The organism is Rhodocytophaga rosea, assembly GCF_010119975.1.
Taxonomy (GTDB): domain Bacteria; phylum Bacteroidota; class Bacteroidia; order Cytophagales; family 172606-1; genus Rhodocytophaga; species Rhodocytophaga rosea.
This window is the reverse complement of record NZ_CP048222.1, coordinates 4,457,999-4,474,880: the sequence shown is the minus strand read 5'-3', so window position 1 is coordinate 4,474,880 and position 16,882 is coordinate 4,457,999. Positions and strand designations below refer to the sequence as shown.

The following is a 16,882-nucleotide window of genomic DNA, read 5'->3' as shown; positions in this document are numbered from 1 at the left end:
TTATTTGAACAATATTTAAACTGATACACTTACAGCAGCAACTACTGGCTTTACAGCATTTTTCCGCATTAAAGTATCAGCAATGGCCTGACTAAATTGAGTAGCTTTATTTTCCCAAGAGTTACCAGCAGCTATCGAAATACGTTCCTTTCTTTTCTGAGGTGTATCATTGCACAAACTTTCCATCATAGCCTGTAAAAAAGCTTCATGAGTAGAGGCAGTAGCAATAACTGAATCGAACTCGGGTAAAGGCGAAAAATCAGTAGAAATTACGGGAATACCGCCAGCCAGGTATTCATTAATCTTCATAGGATAAATACCTGCAGTTTGTTCATTCTTTAGAAAAGGAATAATGCCTGCATCAAACTTTTTCAGATAAGAAGGTAATTCTTCTGGCTTTTTAGCATCCCAGAATTTGGTATTAGGAAATTTATCTAACTGAGCAGCTTTATCTTTAGAAATAATCCTGCCTACAAACTCAAATTTAATATCAGGTAATTTTTCTGCCAGATACATGAGTAACTCATAATCAACCCGCTCATCCAGGCTTCCTAAATAACCAACGGTTATATCAACATTCTTATTTCTCTGTCTCAACTCTGCCGTACGGTTAAATATAGCAAAGTCTACCCCATTCTTTACCAGATAACATTTATTGCTGAGAGAACTCTTGCTTTTTAATAAACCATCAGACGAAACAATTATAGTATCCGCTTTCTTTATATACTCTTCTTCCAATTGCTTTCCATAGTTTTTAGTCCAGTTGCAGGCACTGATCTCATCATAGCAATAATAAATGGTAGCTAATTCATTTAACTGATTCAGAAGTGGCAGTCCTAAGAAGGGATTAAAGGCACAAACAACTAAAGGGTCTTTCATTCCCAGGCTCTTCATCGCTTTTAAGATAGATTTGCGCACAATATTGCCGTTTGTTTGCAAAAGCCTTCTGTGTTTAGCTGCGTTCTTAACACTATTCACTGATAAAACAGGTGGAGTGGTAAGTACGTGAATAAATGCGCTCTCTGGTAAACTTATTTTTCTAAGCCTTTTCTGTGTACCCAGCATTCGGCCAACAGGTGCATTTTGCTTACCAAACCAAGTGGTAAAGATGTCTTTATAAGTATATGGATAATCTATATATAATACCCGGTTCCGCTTAGCCAGCTGTGACATTATCTTCACAGTACTTTTTTCATAATTACCATCCCAAGAGGGGAAAGCCAGGCAAACAATATCTTTATCTTCCAGTATGGACGTGGTCATTTCTCAGAAATTCAGAATTACTTCCAACCCGGCGAATGCTAATTCTACTTATGGATTGGTAAGGCAATTAACAAAATTTTTGATGAACGCCCGATGCAATATGGGCTTTTAAATTACATATTGTTTATGCCTATATTTTGCCAATAATGCCGTTCAGATAGTTCAGTTTTACCTTATTTAATAATAATAATACAGGCTTACTGGCCACTTCTTTGTAACCTGCTAATGAGAAATTATCAGCTTCTTCCCATACTCTTTCAGCTGTAACTAACATCAACGATAAATCAGCTTTCTGAATTAATTCAACAGGGAGTGGATTATCAATAGTAGAAGGTATCTCTAAAATAACATAATTATAAGAATCCAGGGTGCGGTTTGTCAGTTCCTGTATACTTGTAACTGAACTGAAGTTAGCAGGCAGTTTATATTGGAATGCAGACTCGTCTATTTGTTTACGTCTGTTAAAAGGTTCGCATAATAAAGTAGGACTCCCTGTACGGTTCAATCGGTCAGCAAGCCTGTTACCAAAATAGGTTTTGCCTTCCTCATTTCTGATACTGAAGAGTATGATTACAAAAGGAGTACCAGGCGCATGATCGTGAGATCTCAGTTTCAATTTACTCAAGCACTGATTTAATAACTTACGTTCAATTCTGGCATAATTAATCTTAGAATTATGCTTATCAGTGAGTGGTAAAGCACCTGCAAAAGCCAGACCTGTCAGCTTTTCAGCCCGTTGGGGATCTCTTACTGTTGTATCTAAATATTCTTTAGCCGTTATAAAGCCTATACAGAGTAGCAAACCTGCTAAAAAAGAACCAATTACAAGCATTAATCTTTTAGAAGGATTCGCTTTCAGAGGAAATATCGGTGAATCCATAATTCGCAGCTTAGAAGAAAATTCAAGATTTCTTTCGCGAAGCTTACTCATATTCAAACTGTGCAGAATTTCCAGATATTCCCGTTCCGCAACGCCAACCTCTCTTTCAAGTCTGTTCAGCCCAGAACCCAGAGGAGCAAACTGATTATAAAATCGCTGGTAATCACGTCTTACATCATCCATTACGTTGAGTCTTGCCTTACCTTTATCTACAGCTACCAGTGCATCTACCCATTCTTCAAACAATGCTTTAGAGGGTACACCTTCTGTAGAGTTGTGAGAATCATATAGTGAAGAAATATCCTGTTTCAACTTATCTTCCAACAGGCCAATATGCCTTTTCAGATCTTCAACCTGGTCAGGATCTGCCTTTGGATTAATTTCCAGAATGGCTAATTTCGAACTCAGTTCTGAGATACTATCTCTATCCTGATTAATTTGAGAGCTTTTGAGTGTAATATCTTTCCGGATAGAAAGCTTTTCATCAAGTTTCTTTAAAGCAGCAGTTGCAGCAGCCAGATTAGATTGTTCATCTTGAATCTCAAGTTCTATATCTCGTTGCTGAGCGGCTACATACTTGGTTTGTTCGTAGTAATTGATGATCTGGTTTTTGGTTGTAAAATCTTTTAAGCGGTCCTCACCTCCACGCAAACGTTCCAGGGCTTTTCTGAGCTGTTCTTCAAAATAAGCTACTACAGATCCAGTTTCTTCCGCTTTGATTTTTCTGTACCTGCCCAGAAATATAGAGGTAAGAATTTTTAATGTATATTGAGCGACAGCCGGATCATACGCCGTATAGGAGATTTCTACCATATCACTGGTGCCTACACGTTCAACCTTTAAGCGACTGGAAATACTAAGTTCACTATAATATCCTTCTTTTGAATTAAGTATCTCTATAATTGCCTTCTCGCCTTTATTAAAAGCGATATAAATATTCTGTACTGTCTTGGGAAATGATTTTTCATCTACAAGCCGTTTTCTTAAATCAGCCGGAATCTGCGCATCTAACTCATCAAGCGTTTCCTGGGAAGCTACTTTCAGATTAGCTTTCTTCATCATCAGGTGTTGGGCCAGCAAGCGTACTCCTACCTCCTCAATGGTTATGCGCGATTTAACTGTATTAATCAAATTATCGAAAGAATTGTTAATAGCCAGATAATCTACTTTAGCACCTTCACCTGTTTCTAAGGTATAACCCGAAACCAGCCCGGTGTAAATCAGAGTTTTGGATGTGTACTGCCTGCGCATGTGCGTTGTAAACAAAAATACAAGTAAGGCAAGTACTATAGGAAAGAAGACAAGCAAGCGCTTGTGATCATTTAATAATCTTTTTAAGCGAGCGAAGGTCATTTTTAGAAGAGTTTAACACCTACTATATTTTCCATAATCCTGATATTCTTATACAACTCCTGCTTGGCAATTTCATATTCAGTTGCAGCTTTAGAAGAGATTTCGATTATCCTGGATAGTTCAGCTACATGAATGTTTGCTTCATTGAATTCTTTCTCCGCCATATTACGGTTGAGGGCTGTAGCATGCTTTGCTTCACTTTTAATTTGCATGATATTCTTAGAAGCAATTAGTATGTAATACAGGGAAGTAACTTCTGAAACGATTTCTTTGGCCAGCATATCTTTCTTGTGCCTGGACTCTTCATATTCGCTTACTGCCATACCAACCTCATTTTTTCGTCCAAACAAGTCATACATAGAGATTCTAAGTGTCGCCCCTACTCTATATCCGTTATTAAAATTATTAAAATTAGTAATATCCCCGGTCGGCTGTTGCACGAGTAAAGATTGATTTCCAAATCCTGCTGTTATATCCGTAGCAATTGCATCGGCCCATCTGCTTTTCTCACTTTTGATCAGATAGGAATTTTTGCGCATGAGCGATTCCTGCATTTTTAAGGTTGGAGAAGTTCTTAATGCATACGCAATCAGTGTATCAAGCGGGGGAATCTTTAGGTCGAAACTCTCTTGTGTCTGCTCAATAATGACAGGAGCTTTTTGAGATTTCACTACAGGTTTTTGTGCAAAAGCACTGTAGGTAATCCCAACTAAGATTGTAATCGATAAAATTTTAACCAATAGAAGAGTAGAGTTTTTCATGTTTATGATTTTATCACCTGTTTACACATCCAAAGTAAAACTTATGTTAAAATAGAACATTACATTACAATGTACTTTTATTAATACTTTTCTATGAGATGATAGTAACCTGGATCACAGATTTTGCCTGTTACGAAAGGAGTTTGAAAAATAAATTTTGAGCTTAAAATTAAGTTAACTTGCTGATTTCAAAATTATTTCAGAATCAATTTATAAAAAACTTATTGAACCTCTGTACATTTTAGAGGAAACCTGCGGCAATTCGCTCCAATGCAGGAAAAATGTAATGAAAAACGGTAAAGAATTCTATTGTAAAAGATGCCTTTTGCCGGATGAAGCAGAAGTAAGGGTATAAATAATGGCAATACTTAAATAAAAAAGCAGGCTGGTAGGCATTTGTCCTAGCACCTGGTTTCCATAATTAGCTACTGTAATACCAGCTAATCCGGCAAAAAGTGCCAGCAGCAGTTGCCGTTGTGGCGAATGTTGAAAGGTCCAGAGCCTGACTGCCAGAAAAATCAGAATAAATAAGGTGATAAGCAGATAAAGTGTTATCCCAATAACTCCGGTTTCTGCCCATAATTTTACATACCAGCTATCTACCGGCGTTTTCGCTAAAAATGTATCCGGACTGAAGCGTAACCCCCAGTACCCTGCTGAACCAATTCCCCCGCCAAAAGGCCTGCTTTCTAAATACTCCTGCAATTTTATCTGGTTGTTGATACGTACCTGAAAAGAAGGATCACTGAGGTTAAAAGCACTCCGCATGCGCTGAATCTGGTAGTTGCTATGACCTACATAGGTAAATTTTAACAGGAAGAAAGCACAACCCAGAATAAGCATCCCCGGAATCAGTACTTTGTAATTCTTACATAAAATTAAATATACCATACCTCCTGTCAACAATATAAATAACGCACCTCTGGTTCCAGAAAGCGACATGGCATACAAACAGACAGCCGCCGTAAGAATATAGAAAAACCGTCTTCTAAAAGATTGTTTACCTAAAGCAAGGATAACTGCAGCTAAAGCGGTATGTGCCATAGCTGCACCAAATTGCGCAGCATCAGAGTAAAATGAAAATACCCGAAGATTGCCAAACAACAAGTGTGTGGATGCGTTATGCAACAGCCATTCTTTCTCTGCTGCATCTAATCCGAAATAAAACTGTTTGAAAGAATACAGCGCGGCCAGCACAGAAAAAGCAAACCAAAGGTGAACCAGTCTTTCCGCTTCTTTTATATCCTTAAAATAGATAAGCCCCAACAACAAAGTAAAAAGCATATAAAAAGCCGGACTACGAACAGCATATGCCCAGGCTTCATAACTCACTACCTCAGGATTGAATATTTCAAATACGCAATAGAGTACCCAAAAAAGAGCAACCCATACAAGCGGGTTTTGAAACTCTTGCCAGTTTTTGTTGTCAAATCTTTTGAAAAAGGTAGCAATCAACGTGAGTACTAAAAATAAGTCTATCGTTAAGCCCAAAGGTCCCGGAATATAGCGACTTAAGCCATTAGCTATGAAACTAAATAACAAACAGGTATAAACGCCAATAATGGGATATCTGAACAGTAGATAAAAATAAAGCCCTATAAAAGGTAAAATCGCCAGACTTATGACAGCTGGAATCTGACCAAAAGCAATGATCAGTGCTAGCGCCAGCAGGATAAATCCCAGAGATGAGTAACGGACGATTTGCGCAGTAGTAGCTGACAAAGTGTTAATTGTTTTTGTTCTCAATTTGCCCCATTCCTGTAACCATTAGAGAATAGAAAATAAAATCTTTTCAATTCTTAACAGCTGTTTTCTGCATTTCACTTTAAATGAAAACTAATTTTAGGGGAAATCAACTAAACAAATTTATCAATTTCTGGAGGAAAACATCATAAGTACGGCTTGTAACGGCTGTAGGGAGGTTGTAATAAATATAAGCGTTGATACAATAAAACACTTGTAATTACGACAGATTTTATAGCAATACTTTTTCAAAATCTGCTAACTTTGCACGATTTTAACTAACCCCCTCAGATGCCCAGAAATCAAAGTATTAAATCTGTTTTAATTATTGGCTCCGGTCCTATTATTATTGGACAAGCTTGCGAATTCGACTATGCAGGTTCTCAGGCAGCTAGGTCACTTCGGGAAGAAGGTATTGAAGTAACGCTGATTAATTCTAATCCGGCTACCATTATGACGGACAGCGTAACAGCAGATAATATTTATTTGCGTCCGCTGGAAAAAAAGTACATCCGGGAAATATTGGAGAAGCATAAAATAGATGCAGTACTTCCTACGATGGGTGGCCAAACGGCTTTAAACCTGGCTATTGAATGCGAAAAAGCAGGTTTGTGGAAAAAGTATGGAGTCAAAATCATTGGTGTAGATATAAAAGCCATTGAAACGACAGAAGACCGGGAAAAATTCCGGCTCAAAATGATAGAGTTGAATGTGAATGTGTGTAAAGGCGAAACTGCCCAGTCTTTTCTCGAAGGCAAAGAAATTGCCCAGGAAATTGGTTTTCCGCTTGTAATCCGTCCTTCCTATACCTTGGGTGGAACTGGTGGCAGCTTTGTAAATGATCCGGCAGATTTTGACAGGGCATTAAATGCTGGCTTACATGCTTCTCCTATTCACGAAGTTCTGGTAGAACAGAGTATTATGGGCTGGAAAGAATATGAACTGGAACTCCTCCGGGATAATAACGGCAATGTAATCATCATCTGCTCTATTGAGAACTTCGATCCCATGGGCATACATACCGGCGATTCCATTACGGTAGCGCCAGCTATGACCTTGCCAGATACGGTATATCAGGAAATGCGGGACCTGGCTATTAAGATGATGAATGGTATTGGCCAGTTCGCCGGAGGTTGTAATGTGCAGTTTGCCGTAAATCCTGTAGATGATAAAATCGTTGGTATAGAAATTAATCCTAGGGTATCCCGTTCTTCAGCACTGGCTTCTAAAGCTACCGGATATCCGATTGCAAAAATTGCAGCTAAACTGGCAATTGGATATAATCTCGATGAATTGACTAATGCCATCACCAAAACAACTTCCGCCTATTTCGAACCAGCGCTTGATTATGTGATTGTAAAAATCCCCCGCTGGAATTTTGATAAATTCAAAGGTGCCGACCGCCATTTAGGACTTCAAATGAAATCGGTAGGAGAAGTAATGGGTATTGGGCGGAATTTCCAGGAAGCTCTGCAAAAAGCCTGTCAGTCCTTAGAGATCAAACGCAATGGCTTAGGAGCCGATGGCCGGGAAGTAACCAATCAGGAACAACTCCTGCAAAGTCTGGCGCACCCTAGCTGGAACCGATTATTCCATATTTATGATGCATTCAAATTAGGTATTCCGTTCAAAACGATCCAAAACCTGACAAAGATTGATAAATGGTTTTTGCATCAGATTGAAGAACTGATACTTCTTGAAAAAGAAATCAGCCGCTACGACCTGGAAACCATTCCAGCTGCTATTCTTTTTGAAGCCAAACGAAAAGGTTATGCCGACCGCCAGATTGCTCACTTGCTGGAATGTTACGAAAGCGAAGTGTACAAAAAGCGGAATGATCTGGGCATTAAGCGGGTATACAAATGTGTGGACACCTGTGCAGCTGAATTTGAAGCCAAAACTCCTTATTACTATTCAACTTTTGTAGATGTAAGCCATGCTTCTCCCCTACACCTGGAAAATGAATCTGTTGTATCTGACCGCAAAAAGGTAATAGTACTAGGTTCCGGACCCAACCGCATCGGACAAGGAATTGAGTTCGATTACTCTTGTGTGCATGGGATTCTGGCAGCCAAAGAATGTGGCTACGAAACGATTATGATCAACTGTAATCCCGAAACAGTTTCTACCGATTTTGATATTGCAGACAAACTCTACTTCGAACCAGTATTCTGGGAACATATTTATGATATTATCCAGCAAGAAAAACCGGAAGGCGTCATTGTACAGCTAGGTGGTCAAACTGCACTGAAATTAGCTGAGAAACTACACCGCTATGGAATTAAAATCCTGGGTACTACCTTCGAATCTCTTGACCTGGCTGAAGACCGGGGAAGTTTCTCTACTCTGCTAAAAAATAATGGAATTCCATATCCAAAATTTGGTGTGATCGAAAGTGCTGAACAAGCGGTAGAACTATCCCGGCAATTAGGTTTCCCACTATTAGTACGGCCATCTTATGTATTGGGTGGACAAAGCATGAAGATTGTGATCAACGAACAGGAACTGGAATCGCATGTAGTAGATATTCTACGGGATATTCCAGATAATAAAATCCTGCTCGATCATTTCCTGGAAAATGCGGTGGAAGCAGAAGCAGATGCCATTTGCGATGGAGAAGATGTGTACATCATTGGCATTATGGAGCACATTGAACCAGCCGGAATTCACTCCGGAGATTCGTATGCGGTACTGCCTCCTTTCGATTTGAGCGAAGAAATAATTAGCCAGATTGAAGCCCACACCCGGAAAATTGCTTTGGCGCTGAATACGGTTGGCTTAATTAACATTCAGTTTGCCATCAAAGATGATAAAGTATACATTATAGAAGCAAATCCGAGGGCTTCCCGTACAGTACCTTTCATTTGCAAAGCCTATCAGGAACCCTATGTAAATTATGCAACGAAGGTAATGCTGGGCGAGAAAAAGGTGAAAGACTTTAACTTTAAACCCGTAAAAAAGGGATATGCCATCAAAATTCCGGTGTTCTCCTTCAATAAATTCCCGAATGTAAATAAGGAATTAGGGCCAGAAATGAAGTCTACTGGCGAAGCGATTTACTTTATTGACGACTTGCAGGATGATTTCTTCGTAAATGTGTATGCGGAAAGAAATCTATACCTGAGCCGGTAAACAAAGTGCAAGCAGGGTGGTGAAATAGGGCTGAAAATCAACGTTTGGATAAAACTATTTGATAGATCTGAACAAAAAATTCTACTTTTCTATTATATATGTATAGTAATTGCGTTAGTATATAAATTATTGATCCATGCTAAAAGTATTTTTAATCACCCTGCTTGTTATTTTTGTACTCGTCAAAATAGGCGGTTTTATCTTTAGATCTATGTTCTGGATGCTGGGAATGAGAGCGCAAAAAAACAACCCGGTTCACAAGCAAACCCAATCTAAACAGACCTACCGGAATGCGGATGGTATTGAAATAAATTATGTTCCGGAACAAGAAGCAAAAAAACGTAAAACCAATTTTACTGGTGGTGAATACGTTGATTATGAAGAAGTGAAGTAGAAATATGAGTAATGGAGCAATAAAGTTGAATTTGTTTCCTGAACCATGTATACCTTATATCCACAAAATCTTCACACAATCCTGTAATCGGTGAAATCCAGGTTTCAGAAAATTAATCCTAACTAACCCAAATGCATAAATTTCCTTCTCATGCTTGAATTTATTACCTGGGATGTAGCGCCTGAAATTTTTAGTACCAAATACATTACTGTCCGGTGGTATGGACTGCTTTTCGCCCTGGGATTTTTGATCGGTCAGCAGATTCTGTTTTATATTTTCAGGAAGGAAGGAAAACCTGAAAGTGATGTAGAAACCCTCACGGTATATATGGTAATTGCAACCGTAGTGGGTGCCAGGCTGGGACATGTGCTGTTTTACGAACCTATGGATTATCTTAGAAATCCAATCGATATATTGAAGATATGGGAAGGCGGATTGGCCAGCCACGGGGCTACCATTGGAATTTTGTTTGCCTTATACCTCTATGCCCGTAAAAAGAAAGACCAGAGTTATTTCTGGGTGGTCGACCGGATTGTAATAACTGTAGCCTTGGCCGGTATGCTCATTCGTCTGGGTAACCTGATGAACTCCGAAATCTACGGACATCAGACATATTTACCATGGGGTTTTATTTTTGTCCGCGATGGCCAGACCATTCCCCGGCACCCTACCCAGATCTACGAAGCACTTTTCTGCCTGGTACTTTTTATAACCTTGTTTGCCATCTGGAATAAATACCGTGCCCGTACGCAGGAGGGATTACTGCTTGGTATTTTCCTCATTGCCCTATTCACTTTCCGTTTCCTTGTGGAATTTTTGAAAGAACCACAGGTGGAGTTTGAGAATGAAATGCTATTGAATATGGGACAATTATTGAGTATTCCAGCCGTGATAGGAGGTATCCTCGTACTGGTTATTTCTTCAAGAAATGCCAGGAAAACAGGTAATGTTATCTCCAATGCCAAAATCTGATTCCTGAAAATCAATAGTCAGCTTATAGCTGCTTTTTCCATGGCTAATTATTCTGGCTGATGAAGGATATTTACCAGCATAAAACAATTGTTGTTGATCTCCTCTGTAAAGCCTTTGATACGAATAAAAGTGTAAACTACATTATAAATCAAGACAGCAGAAGACTCCAAAGAATCAAAAAGCTCATGGAATATTCTGTGGATGTGTGCCACGTATATGGCAATATTTATCTCTCCAGCGATAACAAATCCTGCGCTTTAACACTCTTTCCAGACCAAAAGAAAACTACTATACAAACGCTTCTATGGGATATTCAGTTTATATGGCAAATAACAGGGCTTTCCAGGCTCAAAGCTGTGTTAGATAGAGAAGCCCAGATTAAAAAAGGATATCCGGCAAACCAGCCTTTTCTATACCTGTGGTTTATCGGGGTAGATCCTGCCTATCAAGCAACAGGAACAGGTAGTACTTTATTATCCCAGATTATTGAAGATGCCAGTCATGTAAATAAGCCTATCTACCTGGAAACTTCCTCCTCAGACAACGTGCGCTTCTATCAAAAGTTTGGATTTGAAGTATATAACCAGCTTCAATTCGGCTATACTTTGTATGCGATGAGAAAAATTAGATAAACTGGTTAGATATTTTCTCTATATTTGATAGAAAGACCTCTACCTTTTCAATTTCTGAACTTTACCAGCTTTTTTTAGCCTTCTGCATCTAAATTTGCCAGCTTATGAAACAGGCAAAGATTTCCTCATTCATTTTGTTTTATATGTTATGGATGCTTTTCTTAGGCTGTATAATTCTGCCAGCTAAAGCCACTCCACAAGCAGATAGCACTGATTCACTAGTGAGTGAAAAAGGATTGCCGTTCATTACTAATTTTCACCCCAGGCAGTATAAGCACCTCACTACATTTCCGGATACCTGGGCAATTGCAGAAGATGCTCAGGGAGCAATGGTAATAGGTAATTCTGGTGGAATTCTGCGCTATAATGGTACTTTCTGGCAGTTTATAGAAACTCCGGCTAAGAGTATTGTACGGGCACTTGCCAAAGATGCAAACGGGCGGATTTATGTAGGGGCTTCTGATGACCTGGGTTATCTGGCTACGAATCAGATTGGACGGCAGCAGTTTATATCCCTCTTGTCCTATTTACCGGCCAGCCAGCGGACATTCGGTGATATTCAGAAAGTATATGCTACCCCACAAGGGGTATATTTTCAAACCCGGAAATACCTGTTCCGGTGGCATAAGGATCAGTTCCAATCCTGGGAAACGGCTACTTCGTTTACCAGGGCATTTTACGAAAATAAAACCTTGTATATCCAGCAGCTACAAAAAGGATTGTTTGCTGTGAAAAATAACGAACTCTCTCTTATTTCCCAGGATACTTTTTTTACCAATACACCCCTTCAATTGTTATTACCCTTACGGGATGGGTCTTTTCTGGCTGGAACGCGTTTGCAAGGATTATTTCGTTTTAATGGTAGCCAGATTACACCAGTTTTTCCAGAAGCCAGCTTATTTGGTCAGCAGCATCGGCTCTATCATGGAATCGTATTACCTACAAATGATATTGCCATTGCCACATTAACCGGCGGGGTGATTATTATAAGCCAGCAAGGAGAAATCCGTCAGGTGCTAAATAAAACAAGCGGACTCACCAGCAATGCAACGTATGGCCTGGCCACAGATCAGTATGGGGATTTATGGGTGGCTATGGATAAAGGAATAAGTCATGTAGAGTTGAATTCACCATTTTCTTACTTTGATGAGCGTAGCGGTTTAGAGGGAAGTATTCAAGCTATGCAATGGCACCAGGGTAAACTCTACATCGGTACACATACAGGCTTATATGTACGTGACAAAACAGGGGCTTTCCGGAAAGTAACGCCTGACATAAATATTATTTATACCCTTCACTCTACCGGAGAATCACTGCTGATTGGCGGCAATGAAGGTATTTATGAACTAAAAAACAATATGGTTTCCCAGGTCAGCAAAACGCCATGTGTAGACATTCAACCCAGCCGGTTTAATCCAGATGTATTTTTTATAGCCTCAGATGGTTTGTTTGTGCTGCGAAAGGTAGCATCCGGATGGAAAGAGGACGGTATCATTCCTGGTATCCGTGAAAGTATGCATGCGGTTATTGAAACTCCTACAGGTGATCTATGGCTGCCTACCCGATGGCAAGGAACCATTCATGTTCAATTTCAGGATACATCCGCTACCCAGTTCTTACAACACATGCTTATTAAGAAGTATGGGATTGCACAAGGCTTGCCTTCCGGAAATAATCATATTTATTTTATAGATGGCCGGGTTCTTTTACAGATTGGCGACGAATCCGGCAACTTATTTGAACTCACTGCTAATAATACTTTTAAGCTTGTCACCAATTTTAATAAACAATTCGGTTTACCAGATAAAGTAATATATCCGGGAATGGTGTTCAGCCGGTCAGATTCTGTATGGCTATGGACCAGAAACAAGAATGAAAACAACCGGTACTGGACACTGGCTACCTTACAACCAGACGGAACCTACCATACCCGGCCTAATTACTTTAATCAACTCAGTGATTACCTGGAACGTCTCACCCATCTAGAGAAAAATGGCATCATGTGGTTTGGAGGCAGCGAAAAACTGGTCCGCTTTGCCTGGAAAACGGATTTACAGGATGCCCGGCCTTTCGCTACTTTACTGGAACGCATTCAGATTTCAGCTGATTCAGTAGTATATCCGGTAAATATGGCTCAGAACATCAGTTTGCCTTTCAAATATAATTCGCTCCGTTTTCAGTTTGCAGCACCCTATTATAAAGGAGAAGAAAATAAGTTTCAATATATACTCGAAGGTTTTGATGAACAATGGTCAGAATGGACTAATGAGTCTTTTAAAGAGTATACCTGGATTCAGGAGGGCAATTATACCTTCCGGGTACGTTCTTTGAATTCTTTTGGGCAGGTAGGAAAAGAAGCAACGTATACTTTCAGAATTTTACCTCCCTGGTACCGGACCTGGGCAATGTTTATACTATATGGCCTGCTGGCCGGAGGCTTTATTTTAATGTTAATACGCTGGCGTTCGGCCGCACTCCAGGCAGAAAAAGTGGAACTCGAACGGATTGTGACAGAGCGAACAACAGAAGTTGCCACTAAAAATCAACAACTGGCCGTACAAGCGGAAGAACTTGCAGCTCAAACAGATAAACTCACAAAACTAGACCAGGCAAAATCCAGGTTTTTTGCCAACATTTCGCATGAATTCCGCACACCACTTACCCTCATCTTAAATAGCCTGGTCGATAAACTGGCTGACATTCGCAAACAGCCCAAACAAACCCAGATTAATGTTACCCAGCCGGAACTAAATGTAATGTACCGCAATTCCAAACGCCTGCTGGAACTTATTAATCAGCTGCTGGATCTTTCCAAAATTGAATCCGGTAAGATGACATTGAATCTGCAAAACGGAGATTTAACTCAACTATTACAGATTATAGTTGCTTCTTTTTCTTCGCTGGCAATTGTCCGGAATATAGATTTCCAATTAATTAAACCCGAAAAACCTATTCTGTGCCGCTTTGATGCCGATAAAGTCGAAAAAATTCTGTATAACCTTCTATCTAATGCATTTAAATTCACCCCTGAAGGTGGAAAAATTATACTTACGCTAGAAACCATACAGGAGAGTTCAGGCCAGCCAACCTGGCAGAAGATACAATTTTCTCTACAGGATAGTGGCCCGGGTATCAGTCCAGAACAGTTACAATTGATATTCGACCGTTTTTACCAGGGTAAACAATATTATGCCGACGAACAAGGCACCGGCATCGGCCTTGCCTTAACCAAAGAATTGGTAGAACTTCACCAGGGTAGTATATGGGTAGATAGCAAGTTGGGTAAGGGTACTTGTTTTACTGTGCAATTGCCTCTCCTTCCGATTACAGATGGTGTATTAGCGGTTCCTTCAGCTGTATCATTGGACATTTCCGGAGTGTTTATACCTGATATTGCAGAACAGGCTGCAATGAGGGAGAATTCTGTAACCGATCCGATATCTGAAGAGATGGAAGAATTTCCCTTGGTATTAATTGTAGAAGATAATACAGACCTCCGGCAGTATATCCGGGCACAACTTTCGGGCAAATATCGTATTATTGAAAGCGAAAATGGTACAAAAGGACTGGAACAAGCGCTTGAAACCATACCAGATTTGATTGTGAGTGATTTGATGATGCCAGGCTTAGATGGGCTGGAATTATGCCATATTATCAAAACTGACGAACGTACCAGTCATATTCCAGTGATTATTCTTACGGCCCTGGCCACAAGCGAAGCCCGTATCGCCGGCCTGGAAACCGGCGCCGACGATTACCTGACCAAACCTTTCGATAACCGCGAACTGGATATCCGCATCCACAACCTGATTTCCGGCCGCCGCAAACTACGTGATTCTTTTATGAGTGAAATCTCCAGGCATTCTGCCCATCCTGAGATTGCCCCTACAACAGATACATGGATTCAGCCTGCTAAAGTAGTAATGGTTTCAGCTGATGAAAAATTCCTGCAACGGGCAATACTGGTGGTAGAGCAGAATATGGCAGATGTAACATTCAGTGTAGAGGAATTCAGCCGGGAAATTGGGATGAGCCGCATGCAATTGCACCGTAAATTAAAAGCACTTACCGGCCAGTCAGCTTCTGATTTTATCCGGATTATGCGCCTGAAACGGGCTGCCCAGTTACTAGAAGCCAAAGTCGGCAACGTAACGGAAGTAGCATATCAAGTAGGTTTTAATACGCTCTCTTATTTCTCTAAATGTTTCCATGATTATTTTGGCGTTATGCCTACCGAGTATGCTTCCGGCAATTCAATTGATCAAATATAACAGTGGTACAAAGTTTTACATAAGATAAACTCACATAAGAAAGTTTCACTCTTTTGTTTACTCGGCATATCCGAAGTTATCTTCCCTCATACGGTTGTCAACAAAGTTTTGCCAGTCTTTATAAAACTGTGTGCGAGGATATAAAGAGTTGACACCACTATTCCAGACTAAATGAACCACTACCAGTTCACCCTTTTTTAAGCCACACAAGATATCATCTGAAGCTGCATTTCTTCCAATAATCTCAAGATCAACACCAGCTAATTTATGACCTGGAGTTATCTCATTTCGTAATCATTCTTTAAGGAATTTTTTCTCATTTTCAGTTACACTGCTCCAGGGTTCTAGCCAATTCATTTTCCTTATATTTTAATTGATGTTACAAGCCTGTTATAAATAACCATTCTCAAAACTTGCATTATTTTAAACCCATAAGCTACTATCTGGCTTGTGGGTTATTTTTTCTCTTTGTCTAAGATCCGCTATACAAGCTGCTATGTTACATACCTGTAAACTTATGTTACGTGTATGTAAGCCCACAAAATACTCTACCTGGGTGTACCGTTTTTATGTTGTGGCTAGTATATATCTGTTATCCGAATTATTCCTGTTGCCACGTAAATTATCATATATATAACTGATAATCAATTATTTAAATAAATATCCATTCTCAGGCTTTTAAATCAATAATATCATTAAGTATTGGAATAATCTAAAAACATTATCACTATTCTCTCTGTAAAAATATAGTATAATTTCCCTTTGGTTGAGAAATATCATAGTCACCTTCCTACCTTAAATTGTACTTTTTATATATTTATTTACCTTCTTTTCAGAAGATAAGTCATTTGTTACAATATTGAAAATCATTGTTACATATGTTGTAACACTTGCTCTGCTCAATAATATAGCTTTGCAACATCAATTCAGGAAATTAACCACCTGAGTTCCTAAACCTCACCTTTTAATTATATAAGTACAGCCAGAGCCTTGGGCAACAGTTCAATTGTACTTATTGAATAGAGATTTTACTGCTGATAATACCGGTCACCCAGTAATATCAAAGATTATTACCTAGTAAAATTCAATAACCACATACTATCTATTACTACACATGAAAAAAGTACTATTATACGCAGGCATGATTTTCTTATCTGCCTGCGAGTACCAAGTAGCCGACAAAATACAGCCGGTTACTGATCCACCTGCCTGCAATACAGAGTTGGTTACTTTCGCTACCATTATTCAGCCCATGCTCAGCCAGAGTTGCGGTAGTTGCCACAGTGGCGGAGGTGCTTCAGGCGGTGTTCGCTTGGATAATTATAACAGCATAAAGCAGGTAGCCCAGAGCGGAAAACTAATAGGAGTTATTTCTCATACCAAAGGTTTTTCTGCGATGCCACAAGGTGGTGCCAAACTATCCGATTGTAAAATACAGCAGGTGCAAGCCTGGATCAATAAAGGACTTCCTAATAATTAAT

At 39.6% G+C, this 16,882-nt stretch carries 10 protein-coding genes; 6 read left to right on the top strand and 4 right to left on the bottom strand.

All coding sequences use genetic code 11. The features are described 5' to 3' along the window. Window positions 1–15: 15 nt before the first annotated feature. From GXP67_RS18535 to GXP67_RS18520, 4 genes are all read right to left on the bottom strand, one after another. Window positions 16–1,263: a glycosyltransferase gene (locus GXP67_RS18535; RefSeq protein ID WP_162444505.1), complete on the bottom strand. Its 1,248-nt coding sequence runs from the start codon at window positions 1,261–1,263 to the stop codon at window positions 16–18. Between the two features lie 130 nt (window positions 1,264–1,393). Further along, window positions 1,394–3,496 carry a GumC family protein gene (locus GXP67_RS18530; protein WP_162444504.1) on the bottom strand — a complete coding sequence of 701 codons (2,103 nt, stop codon included), beginning with the start codon at window positions 3,494–3,496 and terminating at the stop codon, window positions 1,394–1,396. 2 nt (window positions 3,497–3,498) lie between these two features. Next, window positions 3,499–4,167, bottom strand: coding sequence for a TolC family protein (locus GXP67_RS18525; protein WP_162444503.1), 669 nt, complete (start codon window positions 4,165–4,167; stop codon window positions 3,499–3,501). A gap of 396 nt (window positions 4,168–4,563) precedes the next feature. Next, entirely contained in the window at window positions 4,564–5,979 is a 1,416-nt protein-coding gene (locus GXP67_RS18520; RefSeq protein ID WP_162444502.1) for an O-antigen ligase family protein, read from the bottom strand. A gap of 312 nt (window positions 5,980–6,291) precedes the next feature. Between GXP67_RS18520 and carB the strand changes: the two genes are divergently transcribed. The 6 genes from carB to GXP67_RS18490 all read left to right on the top strand — a co-directional run bounded on the left by carB (window position 6,292) and on the right by GXP67_RS18490 (window position 16,881). Further along, window positions 6,292–9,132 carry a carbamoyl-phosphate synthase large subunit gene (gene carB, locus GXP67_RS18515; RefSeq protein ID WP_162444501.1) on the top strand — a complete coding sequence of 947 codons (2,841 nt, stop codon included), beginning with the start codon at window positions 6,292–6,294 and terminating at the stop codon, window positions 9,130–9,132. Between the two features lie 136 nt (window positions 9,133–9,268). Further along, window positions 9,269–9,526, top strand: coding sequence for a DUF4834 family protein (locus GXP67_RS18510; RefSeq protein ID WP_162444500.1), 258 nt, complete (start codon window positions 9,269–9,271; stop codon window positions 9,524–9,526). A gap of 150 nt (window positions 9,527–9,676) precedes the next feature. Continuing rightward, window positions 9,677–10,498 carry a prolipoprotein diacylglyceryl transferase gene (gene lgt / locus GXP67_RS18505; protein WP_162444499.1) on the top strand — a complete coding sequence of 274 codons (822 nt, stop codon included), beginning with the start codon at window positions 9,677–9,679 and terminating at the stop codon, window positions 10,496–10,498. Between the two features lie 185 nt (window positions 10,499–10,683). Continuing rightward, window positions 10,684–11,130, top strand: coding sequence for a GNAT family N-acetyltransferase (locus tag GXP67_RS18500; protein WP_162444498.1), 447 nt, complete (start codon window positions 10,684–10,686; stop codon window positions 11,128–11,130). A gap of 104 nt (window positions 11,131–11,234) precedes the next feature. After that, window positions 11,235–15,401, top strand: a complete 4,167-nt coding sequence (locus GXP67_RS18495; protein ID WP_162444497.1) for an ATP-binding protein — start codon at window positions 11,235–11,237, stop codon at window positions 15,399–15,401. 1,114 nt (window positions 15,402–16,515) lie between these two features. Continuing rightward, window positions 16,516–16,881, top strand: coding sequence for a c-type cytochrome (locus GXP67_RS18490; RefSeq protein WP_162444496.1), 366 nt, complete (start codon window positions 16,516–16,518; stop codon window positions 16,879–16,881). Window position 16,882 lies beyond the last annotated feature (1 nt).

Excerpts from the sequence above, each read along its gene's own strand:
- GXP67_RS18495 (WP_162444497.1), top strand. The coding sequence starts at position 11,235 with ATGAAACAGGCAAAGATTTCCTCATTCATTTTGTTTTATATGTTATGG.
- GXP67_RS18500 (WP_162444498.1), top strand. The coding sequence starts at position 10,684 with ATGGAATATTCTGTGGATGTGTGCCACGTATATGGCAATATTTATCTC.
- GXP67_RS18530 (WP_162444504.1), bottom strand. The coding sequence starts at position 3,496 with ATGACCTTCGCTCGCTTAAAAAGATTATTAAATGATCACAAGCGCTTG.
- GXP67_RS18490 (WP_162444496.1), top strand. The coding sequence starts at position 16,516 with ATGAAAAAAGTACTATTATACGCAGGCATGATTTTCTTATCTGCCTGC.
- GXP67_RS18535 (WP_162444505.1), bottom strand. The coding sequence starts at position 1,263 with ATGACCACGTCCATACTGGAAGATAAAGATATTGTTTGCCTGGCTTTC.
- carB (WP_162444501.1), top strand. The coding sequence starts at position 6,292 with ATGCCCAGAAATCAAAGTATTAAATCTGTTTTAATTATTGGCTCCGGT.
- lgt (WP_162444499.1), top strand. The coding sequence starts at position 9,677 with ATGCTTGAATTTATTACCTGGGATGTAGCGCCTGAAATTTTTAGTACC.
- GXP67_RS18510 (WP_162444500.1), top strand. The coding sequence starts at position 9,269 with ATGCTAAAAGTATTTTTAATCACCCTGCTTGTTATTTTTGTACTCGTC.